Here is a 14958-nt window from a genome sequence, read left to right as displayed (position 1 = left end):
CGCTCAGCCGAGGGCGCGGTCCAGGTTGAACGCGGCACTGATCAGCGAGAAGTGGGTGAACGCCTGCGGGAAGTTGCCCTGCTGCTCACCGGTGCGGCCGATCTCCTCCGCGTACAGGCCCAGGTGGTTGGCGTAGGTGAGCATCTTCTCGAACGCCAGCCGGGCCTCCTCAAGACGCCCGGCACGCACCATCGCCTCGACGTACCAGAACGAGCAGATCGAGAACGTGCCCTCGTCGCCGCGCAGTCCGTCGGGGCTGGCCTGCGGGTCGTAGCGGTAGACGAGCGAGTCGGAGACCAGGTCATCGGTGAGGGCGTCCAGGGTGGACAGCCACTTCGGGTCGGTGGGCGCGATGAACTTGGCCAGCGGCATCATCAGCAGGGAGGCGTCGAGGACGTCGCCGTCCTCGTACTGGACGAAGGCATGGCGTGCCGTCGACCAGCCGTGGTCCATGATCCGCCGGTAGATCGAGTCGCGGCTCTGCCGCCAGCGGAGCAGGTCGGCGGGCAGTCCGCGCCGGTTGGCGAGGCGGATGGCGCGTTCGATGGCCACCCAGCACATCAGCCGTGAGTAGAGGAAGTTCTTGCGGCCGCCCCGGGTCTCCCACACCCCCTCGTCCGGCTGGTCCCAGTTGTCGCAGACCCAGTCCACCAGATGGCATACGTCGTCCCACTGGTCGCTGGGGATGGGCTGGGCCCACTTGTCGTAGAGGTAGATCGAGTCGATGAGGGCGCCGTAGATGTCGAGCTGGAGCTGGTCGGCGGCGGCGTTGCCGACCCGGACCGGAGCGGAGCCCTGGTGGCCCTCCAGGTGCGGCAGCTCGCGTTCGGGCAGGTCGGTGCGGCCGTCGATGCCGTACATGATCTGCAGCGGCCCGGCGGCACCGCCGTCGCCGACGCTGATGTGGGTGGTCAGGAACCGCATGAACCCCTCGGCCTCGCTGCTGAAGCCCAGCCGCAGCAGCGCATAGACGCAGAACGCCGCGTCGCGCACCCAGACGTAGCGGTAGTCCCAGTTGCGTTCGCCGCCGACCTGCTCGGGGAGGCTGGTGGTCGGGGCGGCGACGATGGCACCGGTCGGCGCGTAGGTGAGCAGCTTCAGGGTGAGCGCCGATCGGTGCACCATCTCGCGCCAGCGTCCGCGGTAGCGGGACTGGTGCAGCCAGCGGCGCCAGTAGGCGACCGTGGCGGCGAACTCGCGCTCGGCCTCCAGCCGGGCGCAGCCGCGGGGTGCCACGGCGTCGCCGACCCGGTCCAGGGCGAACACCGCGGACTCGCCCTCGGCCAGCTTGAAGTCGGCCCGGGTGTCCACGCCGTCGCTCTCCAGCGCCACGGTGGAGGTGAGCCACAGGGACAGCTTCGGGGACTCGAACAGGGCGCTGCCGTTCCGCATGACCACGGCGTGCGGGTCGGCACCGTAGTTGAACCGCGGGGCCACCCGGACCCGGAAGGGGACGGCTCCGCGGACGCACACGACGCGGCGGATCAGGCGGTGCCGGTCGCCCTCGGCGGAGCCCGCGGGCTCCCCTTGCACCGGCATGAAGTCCTGGACCTCGCCCACGCCGTCCTCGGTGAAGAAGCGGGTGATCAGCACGTTGGTGTCGGGGAAGTAGAACTGCTTGGTGCGGGCCGGTACGGCGGCCGCCAGCTCGAAGGCTCCGCCGCGCTCGGCGTCCAGGATCGCCGCGAAGACGCTGGGGGCGTCGAAGGACGGGCAGCAGTACCAGTCGATGGTGCCGTTGCTGCCCACCAGGGCCACGGTCTGCAGGTCGCCGATCAGGCCGTGCTCGGCGATCGGCAGATAGCGGGGGTTGCCGGGTTCGTCCCGGCGGAACGGCGTCTCGGACATCAGGGCAGCCTCCCGGAGAACGGGTGTGCGGGCTGCTTCCAGCTTAGGAGCGAAGGTTTTCCCGTGGCACGGCCGCGGCACGGCCACGGGCCGGGCGGCGGGGCGAGGACACCCTTCCGGATGCAGGGCGGGCCGTGGCGGTGAATCGTGAGAGTGTGCCACGGTCTCGCGGCACGGGTACCGATGCGGCCACACGGACCCGAGGAGGAGACATCATGTCGACGTCAGAACCCGAAACATCCCGGTCGTCCGACGACCGCTGCACCCCGGACGCCCTGCTCCACTCCGCCCCCGGCTCCGGCATCGGCCCGGAGGACCTGGTCCTCGCCGCCGGCAGGGACATCACTCCGGCCACCCTCGAATGGGCCCGCCGAAAACTGGCCGCAGAGGGTCCGGCCGCCATCGAAAAACTACTGCCGTAGCGGCGCACAACCACAACCGCCGCACGACACGACCCACCCGGGGGCCGGAACTCCCTGGGTGCGATCAGCCCGCCTGGGGGGCACGGTGAACAGTTCGGTGTGCCGCTCCGGGGTGATGCCCGTGGCCGCGCCGGACGGCACGTCGGTGTGGGGCGAGATGCCGACGCATGCCGACGCTCTCGCCGAGGGCGATCGCGCCCCGCTGTGATCGTTTCTGGTGTGGTCTTTCGGTGGGGGCTCGGGGGTGTCAGACTCCGGTGGGTGCCCGACTTCGACTTCGACATGCTCGTCATCGGATCCGGACCCGGCGGCCAGAAGGCCGCCATCGCCGCGGCCAAGCTCGGCCGCCGGGTCGCCGTCGTCGACCGCCCCGACATGGTCGGCGGGGTCTCCATCCACACCGGCACCATTCCCTCCAAGACGCTCCGCGAGGCGGTGCTGTATCTGACCGGCCTCACCCAGCGGGATCTGTACGGGCAGAGCTACCGCCTGAAGGAGGACATCACCGTCGCGGACCTGACCGCGCGCACCGAGCACGTGGTCGGCCGCGAAGTCGACGTCATCCGCAGCCAGTTGTCCCGCAACCACGTCTCCCTGTTCGCCGGCACGGGTCGCTTCCTCGACCCGCACACCGTCGCACTGCGCGACGTCACCGGGCACGAACGGCTGTTGCGCGCCGAGCACATCGTGATCGCCACCGGTACCCGCCCGGCCAGGCCGGACAGCGTCGAGTTCGACCAACGCACGATCATGGACTCGGACAATGTGCTGTCCCTGGAACGGGTGCCGCGGTCCATGGTGATCGTCGGCGCCGGGGTCATCGGCATGGAGTACGCCAGCATGTTCGCCGCGCTGGGCAGCAAGGTGACGGTCGTCGAACGGCGCCCGGGAATGCTGGACATGTGCGACGTCGAGGTCGTCGAGTCGCTCAAGTACCATCTGCGGGACCTCGCCGTCACCTTCCGGTTCGGGGAGACCGTCGCCGCCGTGGAACGCCATCCCCGCGGCACCCTGACCGTCCTGGAGAGCGGCAAGAAGATCCCCGCGGACACGGTGATGTACTCCGCGGGCCGGCAGGGCCTCACCGACGAACTCGACCTGGACAAGGCGGGCCTGACCGCCGACCGGCGCGGCCGGATCACGGTGGACGAGCACTACCGCACCGCGGTGCCGCACATCTACGCCGTGGGCGACGTCATCGGCTTCCCGGCGCTCGCCGCGACCTCGATGGAGCAGGGCCGGGCGGCGGCCTACCACGCCTGCGGTGAGCCGGTCGGGCGCATGCACAACCTGCAGCCCATCGGCGTCTACACCATCCCGGAGATCAGCTTCGTCGGCCGCACCGAGGACCAGCTCACCGAGGACCGGGTGCCGTTCGAGGTCGGCGTGGCCCGTTACCGGGAGCTGGCCCGGGGGCAGATCATCGGCGACTCGCACGGCATGCTCAAGCTGCTGGTCTCCGCCGAGGACCGCACGCTGCTCGGTGTGCACTGCTTCGGCACGGGCGCCACCGAACTGATCCACATCGGGCAGTCGGTGATGGGCTGCGGCGGAACGGTCGGCTATCTCGTCGACGCGGTCTTCAACTACCCGACGCTCGCCGAGTCGTACAAGGTCGCCGCCCTCGACGCCACCAACAAGCTGCGGCAGATCGACCGGCTGGCCGACTGACCGGCCGCGAAGGGCGTTTAAAGGGGCAAGGGCCACCGCTATCATCACACCCACACTCGGTGTAACCGAACGCCGACGCAGAGCTGAACGGTGCCCACCGCCTCCTTTCCTCCCCATGGCCCGCCCCCGACCCCGAGGCCATCCCTCTCCGGGTCCGTGACGGGTCCGCACCCCCCACTTCGTACGCCGTCGGGCCGGGCCGCCGGGCGCCGTGCACGACCGGAAAGCAGCGCAACCATGAGCAACAGCAGGGGCAGAGGGCTGCAGGCCAATGCCCTCGGTACGTTCGACACCGTCGTCATGGCCGTCGCGGGCAGCGCCCCGGCCTACTCGCTGACCGCCACCACCGCCGTCCTGGTCGGCGCGGTGGGCCTGGCCGGCCCGGCGGCGCTGCTGTACTGCGCGATCCCGATGCTGGGCATCGCGCTGGCGTTCGCACAGCTCGGCCGGATCGATGTGAACGCGGGCGCCGGCTACTCGTGGGTGGGGCGCACGCTGCATCCGTGCCTGGGCTTCGTCAGCGGCTGGGCGCTGGTGGTCTCGGCGACCATCTTCATGGTGGCCGGGTCGCTGCCCGCCGGTTCGATGACGCTCGCGCTGTTCGACGAGCGGCTGGCCGAGGACACCGCCCTGGCCACGGTGGTGGGCGCGGGCTGGTTCCTGCTCATGCTCGGCGTCGTACTGGGCGGTGCCCGGATCACCGTACGGGCGCAACTGCTGTTGTCCGGCGCAGAGTTGGCCCTGCTGACGCTGTTCGCGGTACTGGCCGTCCTGCACACCGGCAACGCCCGCCCGTTCGACTGGTCCTGGCTGGGCTTCGGCCAGTTCGACGGGATGTCCGGGTTCGCCTCGGGCGCGCTGATCGCCGCCTTCTACTACTGGGGCTGGGACGTCGCGAGCAACCTGAGCGAGGAGACCCGCAACAGCCGTCGTACGACCGGACTCGCGGGCCTGATCGGACTGGGGGTGGTGTTCCTGCTGTTCGAGGCGTTCACGATCGCCGCGAACGTCATCCTCTCCTCGGGGCAGATCGCCCGGAACTCGGCCAATGTGCTGGTCGTGCTCGGCGAGGAGATCTGGCCCGGCTGGGGCGGCAAGCTGCTGATCGTCTCGGTGATGCTGTCCACCGTCGCCACGCTGGAGACGACGCTCATCCAGGTGACGCGGTCGCTGTTCGCGATGGGCCGGGACCGCACGATGCCGTCCGTGCTGGGCCGGGTGCACCGCACCTGGAACACGCCCTGGGTGGCGATCACCGTGGTCGGCGTGGTGGCGCTGGGGATGCTCGTCGCCGCCAACGCCCTCGGCTCGGTCGGTGAGATCCTCTCCGACGCGATCTCGGCGATCGGCCTGCAGATCGCCGTGTACTACGGTCTCGCCGGGCTCGCGGCGGTCGTCGCCTACCGCAAGCTGCTGTTCACCTCTCCGGCCCGGCTCGTCCTCAGCGGTCTGTGGCCGCTGTTCGGCTCGCTGTTCATGTTCTGGGTCTTCGTCGAGTCACTGGGCCAACTCAGCGGCGCCGCCGTGGCGATCGGCATCGGCGGCCTGGCCGTCGGACTGGTGCCGATGCTCTGGTACTGGCACCGGGGCAGCGACTACTACCGGCCGGCCAGGCTGGACGCCACACGCACCGTCGAGACCGCGTACGTCCTCGACGACCGCGCGGTCACGCGGTCCCACGTCCACGAGGGCCTCCCCACCGACTTCTGAGGGGAGGAGTCCGATGGCGCGGGACCGTTTCACGCCCGACTTCGACCCCGACTGCGGGGACGCGCTGCTCACCTCCGCCCGCCACGACATCGTGATCGGCCGCTGGCAGGGGCTCCGCGACCTGCTGCGGGCCACCGGCGCCGACTGGCTCACGCGGGGGCACCGGGTGCGGCTGCTGGCACAGGCGTGCGCGGGCAGTACGACGGTGGAGTCCTGGCTGGCCGCCGAGCCGCACAGCGCCGACGCGCTGGTGCTGCGCGCGGCGACGGAGACGGCACGGGCCTTCACGCTGGCCGTCGCGGCGGGCCGGGGGGTGCCGATCGACCGGGAACGGATCGACACCGCCGTGCTGGCCTGTCTGCGGGCCACCGAGGCATGGCCCGAGGACCCGACGCCATGGGTCTCGCTGATCTCGATGGCCCGGCTGTATCCGACGGGGGTACGACGGCGGGAACTGGACCGCTGGTGGGACGAGTTGCACCGGCGCGACCGCTACACCGTGGAGGGCCACCTCCAGGTGCTGCACTACTACTCGGCGCGCTGGCACGGCAGCCATGGCCTGATGTACGACTTCGCCCGGGACGCGGCGGGAGTGGCGCCGCCCGGCTGTGCGCTGCCGGTGCTGGTGCAGTACGCCCGGGTCGAGGAGTTCCGGTACGCCCTGGACCGCGCTACGGGGCAGCATGCGGCGGTCGGCATGGGCCAGCACTGGAGCAACGACGGCGCGGTCGGCGATGTGCGCCGCACCTGGCACCGCTGGCTCGCGGGCCGGGGCGACGTCGCCGTGGCCCCGGCCGAGCTGCGCGACCTGAGCCATCTCGCCCATGCGGCCTGCCACGCGGGCACCACGGACATCGCCGCGGCCGTAATGCACATGATGGGCCGCCGGGCCACCCGCACCCCGTGGTCGTACACGGGCGACCCGGAGAAACAACTCATCCGCCGGCGCGGCGACCTGGGCCTGCGAGGCTGACACACAGCGCCCCGAAGCGGCCGGGGGAACCACGCGACCGGCCACGGGAACGCGGAACGCCCGTCGATCGTCTACAGTCCCGTAGACCGTCTACGTCCATGTAGTCGAATGAAGGGGCGCGCGACGATGATCACTGGTGCACATCTGTCGTCGCAGCTCGCTGTCAACGTGCTGGATGCCCACTCGCTGCTGGCCGCCTTCGGCGTGCTGGGCGTCGGCGTGGTGCTCTTCGCCGAGACGGGGCTGCTGATCGGTTTCTTCCTGCCCGGCGACTCACTGCTGTTCACGGCGGGCCTGCTGTGCACCGGCACCGCCGACCAGGGACTGCGGCTGTCCCTGGCGCCGCTGCTGGTCGCCGCCGCGGCGGGGGCGCTGACCGGCTCGCAGTGCGGGTATCTGCTCGGCCGCAACGCGGGCCGCACGCTGCTCGCGCGCAGCCGCTCGGCGCGGCTGCACGAGGGTGCGCGGCGCGCCGAGGAACTGCTCGACCGCTACGGGCACGCGAAGGCGATCGTCCTCGCCCGGTTCGTGCCCGTGGTGCGCACGGTGCTCAATCCGATGGCCGGGGCACTCGGCGTGCCCGCCCGGACGTTCACGATGTGGCAGGTGATCGGCGGACTGGTGTGGAGCGCCGGCCTGACCCTCGCCGGGTATGCCCTGGGCTCCTCCGTCCCGGACATCGACAGATACCTGCTGCCGGTGATCGCGGTGATCGTGGTGGTGTCCCTGCTCCCGCTCGTCGCCGAGGTGCTGCGTTCCCGCAAGGCGGCGAAGGAGGCCCGATGATCCTCGCGTTCTCGCCCGCGGCGCTCGACGGGGAGTCCTACACGGACGTCGTGGGGCTGGCGCACCGCTCACCCGGCTGGCTCGACGACGCGGTGACGGCCTGGTCGGCCTACGGCCTGGCCCTCTTCGCGGTGCTGATGACCATCGGCTGGTGGCGCTCGCGCCGCGCGGGGGCGCAGCCTGCCATGACGGCCCTGGCCGTTCCCCTGGCCGTGCTCGCGGCGTTCGGCGTGGACACCGGGCTCAAGGCGCTGGTGCGGGAGAGCCGGCCATGCCGGAGCCTGCGGGTCAGCACGCTGGAGGCGTGTCCGGCGCCGGACGACTGGTCGTTCCCGAGCAATCACGCGGCGATCGCGGCCGCCGCGGCGGTGGCCCTCTGCTTCGTCTCCCGCCGGCTGGGCGCCGTCGCCGCCCTGGCCGCCGCCGCCATGGCGGTCTCCCGGGTGTGGATCGGCGTCCACTACCCGCACGACGTTCTCGCGGGCGCCGTGCTCGGCGGGCTCGTCGCGTTCGTGTCGATGACGGTGCTGCGGCGATGGCCGAGCGGGCTCGCCCGACGGCTGTCGGCGACCCGGCTGCGCCCGCTGCTGGTGTCATGAACCGCAAGGGCATCGCCGGACTCGCGGGCGGCATCGGGCTCGCCGCCTGGACCGCCTTCGGAGTGCTGGCCGCGGTCGTGGCCGGCGTCCACGGCGCCCCGCTGTTCCCGGACGAGGCCCTGCTGCGCTGGTCCCTCGGTCACCGCCCGGCCGTGGCGCTGGCCGTGGCCCGGGGGCTGACCGCCACCGGCACGGGCGTGCTGCCGTACGCCCTGGTGGTGGTGGCCGCGCTGGTCGCGGGGCGCACCGTGCGGCAGCGGCTGGCCGCCGTGCTGCTGGGCGCGGCCTGCCTCGGCGCGGGACAGGCCGCGCGCTACGGCGTCATGGACCTGGTCGCACGGGCCCGCCCGCCCCGGCCCGACTGGCGGACGCACGCCTCGGGCTGGGCCTTCCCCTCGGGCCACAGCACCACGGCGGCCCTCACCGCCGGGCTGGTGATCCTCGTGATCTGTGTGCGCGCCCCGCGCGGCAGAACGCCCCTGTGCCTGGCCGTCGGCTGCTGGGGCGTGCTGGTCGGGCTCACCCGGGTCCATCTCGGGGTGCACTGGTTCACCGACGTGCTCGGCGGCTGGCTGTTCGCCGCCGGCTGGCTCGGTGTCTGCCTGTACGCGGTGGCCCGGTGGCTGCCCGCACGGCTCGTCACCGGCACGGCGAGCACGACAGGCGCGATGAACGCAACGAACGCGAGGAACGCGACGAGCGAGGAAGATGCGTCCCAAGATCCTGGTCGTCGAGGACGATCACGCCCTGCGTGATCGTCCTGCGCCGCGGCCTGCGCGACGAGGACTTCGACACGGTGTCCGCCCCGGACGGGGCGACGGCCCTGCGGCCGGCGACGCCCGACGTGGCCGCCGCGGTACTGGACGTCTCACTGCCCGACGCCGACGGCCGGGACGTGTGACGGGCACGGCGGGGCGGGTCTCGGGCTGCCGCTCGCGCGGCGCCCGGCCCAGCCCCGGGCCGCCGTCGCCGGCCGGCTGCGAGAGGTAGTCGCCGACCGAGGCGCCGAGCGGGCGGGTGAGGACGTAGGCGATCCAGAAGCTCAGCAACGCGTCGAGGCCGCGCGCGAAGTGGGCGACGCCGACCGCCGCGATGGCGAGGGCGAGGGCGAGGGCGAACAACACGGCGGACAGCCGGTGGCCGACGGCGAAACCCGAACGCATCCTGACCGCCGGCCGCCGCTCCCTCCCCGGGGGCCGGCTCTACGCTGGCGGTCATGCGCACACCCGCGGCAGTACCGGACCCCCGCCCCTTCCGCGTTCTCCTCGTCGAGGACGACGACACGACCGGCCGCCGGCTGGAGAGCGGGCTGCGCGGCAACGGCTATGCGCCGACCTGGAGCCGCACCGGGGCGGATGCGCTGGCCGAGGCCGAACGGGCGCCGTACGACGCGCTGCTGCTGGACCTGGGGCTGCCGGACATGGACGGCCTCGATGTCGCCCGCAGGGTACGGGACCGGCTCCCCCACCTGCGGATCGTCGTGTTCACCTCCCGCGAGGACGGCGCCGACGTGGTCGCCGGGCGGGAGGCGGGCGCCGACGACCATCTGACGAAACCGTTCGGCCTCGACGCGCTCCTGAGCCGGCTGCGGGTACATCTGCGCCCCCGGTACTCGGCCGCCCCGCTGAGCGATCCGGTACGCCTCGGCGACCTCATGATCGAAGTGGCGGCCCGGCGCTGCACCCTGGGCGACGCCGAAGTCCCGCTGCCGCCCGAGGAGTTCGCCGTGCTCGTCGTGCTCGCCCGGCACCGGGACACGGCCGTGACCGGGCAACTCCTGGCGGCACGGGCACGGGAGGAGGACCCTTCAGGAACGGCGGCGGCGCTCGACGTCACCGTGGCGAGCCTGCGCCGCCGTCTGGCCGACGCGACCCGGACCGCGCCGCATCCGGTGCGGCTGCCCCGGATCTCCACCCTGCGCGGCCACGCCTACCGCCTGGAGACGGACCTTCCCTAGCGACTCGTCGGCGACCGCCCGTGCGCCGCAACCCGGTCAGGGGGTGGCGCCGGGGCCGTCCGGGCGGCTGCGGCGCTGTTCCACCATGTCGTGGCTGAGCGCTTCCGTCTCGGTCTCGGACAGCCGCTCGAAGCCGTCCTCGGTGATGACCGAGACCTGGGGGAAGATCCGCCGGTTGATGTCGGGACCGCCGGTCGCCGAGTCGTCGTCCGCCGCGTCGTACAGCGCCTGGAGGGCCGCGAGGGCGGCGTCACGGCGGGGCATGCCGGGCCGGAACAGCTTCTTCAGCGCGCCACGCGCGTACGGGGAACCGGAGCCCTCCGCGTGGAAGTCGGACTTCTCGTAGCGGCCGCCGGCCACGTCGAAGCTGAAGATGCGGCCCCGCCGCCCCTCGGGCGCCGACGGATCGTATCCGGCGAGCAGGGGCACGACCGCGAGACCCTGCATGGCCTGGCCGAGGTTCTGCCGGATCAGGCCGGCCAGCCGGGTCGCCTTGGCGCTGAGGGTCATGGGGATGCCCTCTATCTTCTCGAAGTGCGCCAGCTCGACCTGATAGAGCTTCACCATGTCAAGCGCAAGCCCGACCGTGCCGGCGAAGGCGACGGCCGCGTGGTCGTCCGCGGGGTGCACCTTCTCCAGGTCGCGCTGGGCGATCAGGTTGCCCATGGTGGCCCGGCGGTCACCCGCGATCAGCACGCCGTCGCGGTAGGCGAGGGCGAGGACCGTGGTGCCGTGCGGAAACCGGTCGTCCGCGGCCCGTACCCCGTCCGGGAAGGGGCGGCGCGTCGGCAGCAGCTCGGGCCGGTGCGCGGCGAGGAACTCGGTGAAGGACGCGCTGCCGGGTGTGAAGAACTCCTCCCCCAGCCGCCCGCCGGTGTCGTCTCCCACCATGGCATTCCCCCTCGTTCGTGGTCGTTCGTCATCGTTCAGCGCTGTTCAGTGGTCATCGTCATCGTTCAGCGCTGTTCGCCGTTGCTCGGCTTGTCCGGCGGCTGGTTGGGCCGTCGCCGACATCCGACTCCTACCTGATGCGGGCCCGCGGGAAACGCCGTGCCGCTCACAGCGCGTTGCGCCGCATCAGCACCCCCAGAACCAGCAGGCCCGGAACCAGGGGCAGCCACACGGTCAGCAGACGGTAGCCGAGCACGGCGGAGGCCGCCGCGGCGCCCGAGGCCCCGTTGACGGTGAGCGCGAAGGCGAGCGCGGCGTCCAGGGAGCCGATGCCGCCCGGGGTGGGCAGCAGCGCGGCGGCGCTGCTGGCGGCGAGGTACAGCAGTGCCACCCGGAGCGGGGACAGCGGCAGTTCGACGGCCTGGGTGACGGCGATCAGCACCAGGGAGTGCAGCGCGGCGAAGGCCAGCGAGCCGCCCCACAGGGCGGCGGCGCGCGGCGGGTTCGCGTGCACGGCGCGGACGTCGGCGAGCACCGCCCCGACGGCCCGTCGGCAGCGGGGCCACAGCCGGGTGCGCGGCAGCACCGCAAGGAGGGCGACCGCGGCGAGAGCGGCGCCGCACGCGACCGGAGGGATGCGCGGCAGGCGCAGCAGACCCGGGCAGGCCGCGGCGAGCGCCGCGATCAGCGCGCCGCGGGTGGCGGCGCCCGCGGTGGCCTTGACCGCGAGGGCGCTCGCCGCGCGGCCCGCCGGGAGCCCGCAGCGCATCAGGAAGCGGAGGTTGACGGCACCCGCGCCGAGGCCGGCGGGCAGCACATGGTTGGCGGCGGAGGCGGCGAACTGCGCGGCCACCAGCCGGCCGCCGGGCAGCCGGCGCGGCACCGCGCCCTGCTGGGCGAGTGCCGAGGACATCCAGGTGGCGACCGTCGCGGTGGCGCCCACCAGCAGCCAGCCCTGGTCGGCGACGGCCAGACGCACGGCGCCCGTCTCGACGGTCGGCCAGTGCCGCCGGGCCAGACAGGCGGCGACGACGAGGACGGCGAGGCAGCAGCCGGTGTGCCAGTAGGCGCGCCGCCGGCCGGTTGCGGCGGCGAGGTCCGCGGAGGCCGTCATGAGCCCGCCTTCGGTGTGACGTGATAGAGGCGCAGTTCTCCGAAGGCCGTGGACGGCCAGGAGCGCGCGTACGCGGGTGGCCGGCCGCCCGCCGTCACGAGCGTGGCCACGGGGGTGTGGCGCGCGGCCTGTTCGATGCCCGCCCGGGTGGTGTTGGCGTTGTGGCCCGAGGTCGCGGCCGAGGAGCAGCCGGCGTAGAAGGCGATCGGGATGGCGTCGTGCCCGGTGAGCAGGCAGGGCGGCCGGACGCCCAGGCGGTGCAGTTCGGCCGCGGTGCGCGCCCAGTCGCGGTGGGCGGCCGTGGTGCGGGCGACGGTGTGCTCCAGCACGGCGATCTGCACCGCGAGGTGTGCGACGAGCCCGGCCGCGACCAGGCCGACGGCCGCCGTCCGCCGGGCCCGGCCGGTCACGGTCACGAGGTGGACGAGCGCGCCGGCCACCGGGATGGCGAGCAGGGCGTAGGCGGGCAGCAGGAAGCGGGGCGCCGCGTATCCGATCAGGAACAGATAGGGGAAGGCGGCGGTGGCCGCGCAGACCGAGGGCAGCAGGGTGCCGGCGGTGCGCCGGGCCCGTACGGCGACGGCCAGGCCGTACAGGGCGAGCACGGGCAGCACGAACCACCACACCGTGACCAGCGGATGCGGCATCGCCCCGGTGCACGGCCGGCACAGGGCACGGCCGCCGAGGCTGCGCAGCTGGTCGGCGACGGCGAGGTGCCAGCCGAGGCCGCCCTGGATGTCCGAGCCGTCGGACAGCCGCCGTGCGAGGCCGCCGTAGCTCACGTACGCCTCGATGACCCACTCGGCGGCGCCGGCCGCGAGACCGGCCAGGAGGGCGGCGAGCGGGCGCCAGTGGCGGCGGTACAGGGCGGCGGCGAGCAGCGGCAGGGTGGTCCAGGCCGCGTCGGTGGGCCGCATCCAGGCCATCAGCGCCGCGCTCGCGGCCAGGCCCCACAGCGCGGCGCGGTCGGCCCGGTCGGCGCGGGCGCGCAGGAAACAGGCCACGGCGGCGAGCGCGCCGACCGCGACCCAGTAGTTGGGCATGGCCTGCGGGCCGTAGAAGAGCGTCACCCACAGGGAGGCGAACAGGGCGCCCGCGAGGGCCAGGACGCGGATTGGGAACAGGCCACGCCAGGCGCGCAGCGCCAGGAACAGGGCGAGCCCGGAGAGCACGGCGAGGTAGCCGCGCAGCAGCGGCGTGGACGAGGACCAGCTGGTCACGGGCGCGACGAGCAGGGAGATGCCGCGGGCGCGGGGCGCGCTGAAGAAGGCGGCGGGGGCGTGCCCGCTGACCTGGCTGACGTACACGGTCTCGTCCCAGCCGAGGCCCATGGCGGGCCGTACGAGGACGAGTTGCGCGAGGGTGAAGGCGGCGGCCACCGCGGCCAGCGGGCGGTCCGCGCGGAACGTGCGGGTGGCTCCGGATCGGGGGCGCCGTCCGTCGCGGCGTGTCCCGGTGAGCGTGACGTTCGCGCTGTCGGCCATCATCCACCCCTCCAGCCCTACAGTGTGTAGGGTTTCCGATACCCTACAGGCTGTAGTACCGAGGGCGGGAGCCGAGGACAAACACGAGCAAAATAACCCTCCTCGGATGGCCGTGCGGCGCGTCTACGGCCATAAGTAGGACGGCCCTACGCGCTGTAAGGTTGGGGGCATGGCTGGCACGGATTCCCGCGGCAGGGCGGAACGGCGCAGCGCCGGGGAGTTGGAGAGCGAGGTGCTGGCCGCGCTCTGGGCGACCGAACGGCCGCTGACCCCCGCCGAGGTCCAGGCGGACATCGACGGCGGGCTCGCCTACAACACGGTGCACACCATCCTCAAACGGCTGTACGACAAGGGGCTTGTGCTGCGGGACGCCGACGGGCGGCGCGGCGCGTACCGGCCGGCGAAGAACGCGGCCGAGCTGACCGCCGAGGCCATGCACGAGGCCCTGGACCGCGGCCCTGACCCGATCGCCGCCCTCCAGCAGTTCGTGACCGGGCTGAGCGCCGAGGAGGAGCGGGCCCTGCGCGACCTGCTGGGCGGGGGCGGCGCATGAGGGTGGACGTCTACACACCACTGCTGCTGTCGCTGCTGCTGCCCGCCGTCAGCCCGGTGATCGGCCGCCGGATGGCCCCGGCGCTGGCCGCCCGCGTGCTCACCGCCGCGGCCGTGCTCACCGCAGCGGCCACCACCTGGTCCCTGGTGCTGCTCGCCACCGCGCTGGTCGGCAGCGCGCCCTCGGTGGTCGCCGAGGCCCGCGAGGACGGGCACCGGCTGGCCGACCCGGTGCCGGAGGCGATCGGCATCGCGGCGTGCGCGGCGCTGGCCGTCGTCGCTTGGCGGGTGCACCGCGCGGTGCGGGCCGAACGCGCCACCCGGCGGGCCCTGCGGCGCCTTGCCCAGGGGCATCCCGCGGACACCGAGCTGATCGTCGCCGCCTCCCCCGTGCCGCAGGCGTTCGCCATCCCGGGCCGTCCGGGACGGATCCTGGTGACCTCCGCCATGCTGGGCGCGCTTGAGCCGGCCGAGCGGCGGGTGCTGCTCGCCCATGAGCGGGCCCATCTCGCCCACCGCCACGGGGCGTTGATGACGGCGGTCGCGCTGGCCGCCGCGGCCGATCCGCTGCTCGCCCCGACCCGCCGGGCCGTGGCGTTCCTGGTGGAGCGCTGGGCCGACGAGCAGGCCGCGGGAGCGGTCGGGGACCGCGGGACCACCGCGCGCGCCCTGGCCCGGGCCGCGCTCAGCGCGGGCCGCGCCCGGACGGCGTGTGCTCTCGGGTTCACGGACCGTGCCGTCACCCGACGGATCGCCGCCCTCCAGACGGCACCGCCCCCACATCTGTGGACCGCCGCACTCGCCGTCCTCGCCCTGGGCGCCCTGTCAACCCTGTCCGCCGCCGACGCCACGAACGACCTCCTGACCCCACTGACAAGCCTCCTCCTTTGAGCAACCGGCACGGACGCGGGTCTACGGGAGGCCCGGCGTCCGGGCTGCCCGGTGATGCCG

At 73.3% G+C, this 14958-nt stretch carries 15 protein-coding genes and 2 pseudogenes; 12 read left to right on the top strand and 5 right to left on the bottom strand.

All coding sequences use genetic code 11. From position 1 onward, the window contains the following. Positions 1-3: 3 nt before the first annotated feature. The gene (locus tag ACFYTE_RS04905) at positions 4-1848 is read right to left on the bottom strand and encodes a glycoside hydrolase family 15 protein (protein ID WP_388704932.1); all 1845 of its coding nucleotides are present in this window, start codon (positions 1846-1848) and stop codon (positions 4-6) included. A 215-nt stretch (positions 1849-2063) separates the two neighbouring features. Here ACFYTE_RS04905 and ACFYTE_RS04900 point away from each other — a divergent pair, with 215 nt between their 5' ends. The 9 genes and pseudogenes from ACFYTE_RS04900 to ACFYTE_RS04860 all read left to right on the top strand — a co-directional run. Further along, positions 2064-2270, top strand: coding sequence for a hypothetical protein (locus ACFYTE_RS04900; protein ID WP_388704929.1), 207 nt, complete (start codon positions 2064-2066; stop codon positions 2268-2270). A gap of 85 nt (positions 2271-2355) precedes the next feature. Further along, positions 2356-2478 carry a hypothetical protein gene (locus ACFYTE_RS04895; RefSeq protein ID WP_388704925.1) on the top strand — a complete coding sequence of 41 codons (123 nt, stop codon included), beginning with the start codon at positions 2356-2358 and terminating at the stop codon, positions 2476-2478. A gap of 74 nt (positions 2479-2552) precedes the next feature. Next, entirely contained in the window at positions 2553-3941 is a 1389-nt protein-coding gene (sthA, locus tag ACFYTE_RS04890) for a Si-specific NAD(P)(+) transhydrogenase (RefSeq protein ID WP_388705182.1), read from the top strand. A 237-nt stretch (positions 3942-4178) separates the two neighbouring features. Next, positions 4179-5651: an APC family permease gene (locus tag ACFYTE_RS04885; RefSeq protein WP_388704922.1), complete on the top strand. Its 1473-nt coding sequence runs from the start codon at positions 4179-4181 to the stop codon at positions 5649-5651. A gap of 13 nt (positions 5652-5664) precedes the next feature. Next, the gene (locus ACFYTE_RS04880; protein ID WP_388704919.1) at positions 5665-6624 is read left to right on the top strand and encodes a hypothetical protein; all 960 of its coding nucleotides are present in this window, start codon (positions 5665-5667) and stop codon (positions 6622-6624) included. 126 nt (positions 6625-6750) lie between these two features. Then, positions 6751-7410 (top strand): DedA family protein, encoded by a 660-nt coding sequence (locus ACFYTE_RS04875; RefSeq protein WP_388704916.1) that lies wholly within the window; start codon positions 6751-6753, stop codon positions 7408-7410. Then, a complete protein-coding gene (locus ACFYTE_RS04870; protein ID WP_388704913.1) occupies positions 7407-8009 on the top strand; it encodes a phosphatase PAP2 family protein in 603 nt (200 codons plus the stop codon). Before ACFYTE_RS04875 ends, ACFYTE_RS04870 begins: the two co-directional genes overlap by 4 nt. Continuing rightward, positions 8006-8764, top strand: a complete 759-nt coding sequence (locus tag ACFYTE_RS04865; RefSeq protein ID WP_388704910.1) for a phosphatase PAP2 family protein — start codon at positions 8006-8008, stop codon at positions 8762-8764. The genes ACFYTE_RS04870 and ACFYTE_RS04865 overlap by 4 nt, the downstream gene beginning before the upstream one ends. After that, positions 8718-8907 (top strand): annotated as a pseudogene (locus ACFYTE_RS04860) (response regulator); the annotation flags it as partial. The gene ACFYTE_RS04865 and the pseudogene ACFYTE_RS04860, both read left to right, overlap by 47 nt. 49 nt (positions 8908-8956) lie before the next feature. Here the strand turns inward: ACFYTE_RS04860 and ACFYTE_RS04855 are convergent. Further along, positions 8957-9154: pseudogene (locus tag ACFYTE_RS04855) on the bottom strand (hypothetical protein); the annotation flags it as partial. A 71-nt stretch (positions 9155-9225) separates the two neighbouring features. Here ACFYTE_RS04855 and ACFYTE_RS04850 point away from each other — a divergent pair. Beyond that, positions 9226-9966: a response regulator transcription factor gene (locus ACFYTE_RS04850; protein ID WP_388704907.1), complete on the top strand. Its 741-nt coding sequence runs from the start codon at positions 9226-9228 to the stop codon at positions 9964-9966. 36 nt (positions 9967-10002) lie between these two features. Here ACFYTE_RS04850 and prcB read toward each other — a convergent pair whose 3' ends face one another. From prcB to ACFYTE_RS04835, 3 genes are all read right to left on the bottom strand, one after another. After that, a complete protein-coding gene (prcB, locus tag ACFYTE_RS04845; RefSeq protein WP_388704904.1) occupies positions 10003-10857 on the bottom strand; it encodes a proteasome subunit beta in 855 nt (284 codons plus the stop codon). Between the two features lie 166 nt (positions 10858-11023). Continuing rightward, the gene (locus ACFYTE_RS04840; RefSeq protein ID WP_388704901.1) at positions 11024-11971 is read right to left on the bottom strand and encodes a lysylphosphatidylglycerol synthase domain-containing protein; all 948 of its coding nucleotides are present in this window, start codon (positions 11969-11971) and stop codon (positions 11024-11026) included. Beyond that, complete coding sequence (locus tag ACFYTE_RS04835; protein ID WP_388705179.1) at positions 11968-13455, bottom strand: hypothetical protein; 1488 nt, start codon at positions 13453-13455, stop codon at positions 11968-11970. Before ACFYTE_RS04835 ends, ACFYTE_RS04840 begins: the two co-directional genes overlap by 4 nt. Before the next feature lie 169 nt (positions 13456-13624). Here ACFYTE_RS04835 and ACFYTE_RS04830 point away from each other — a divergent pair, with 169 nt between their 5' ends. Together ACFYTE_RS04830 and ACFYTE_RS04825 are read left to right on the top strand one after the other, a co-directional pair. Beyond that, positions 13625-14008, top strand: a complete 384-nt coding sequence (locus ACFYTE_RS04830) for a BlaI/MecI/CopY family transcriptional regulator (RefSeq protein ID WP_388704898.1) — start codon at positions 13625-13627, stop codon at positions 14006-14008. Continuing rightward, entirely contained in the window at positions 14005-14898 is an 894-nt protein-coding gene (locus ACFYTE_RS04825; protein ID WP_388704895.1) for a M48 family metalloprotease, read from the top strand. Before ACFYTE_RS04830 ends, ACFYTE_RS04825 begins: the two co-directional genes overlap by 4 nt. Positions 14899-14958 lie beyond the last annotated feature (60 nt).

Source organism: Streptomyces sp. NPDC004629 (assembly GCF_042873595.1).
In the GTDB taxonomy this organism is placed as follows: domain Bacteria; phylum Actinomycetota; class Actinomycetes; order Streptomycetales; family Streptomycetaceae; genus Streptomyces.
The sequence above is the reverse complement of the archived record's forward strand: the minus strand, read 5'-3'. Positions and strand labels throughout refer to the sequence as shown.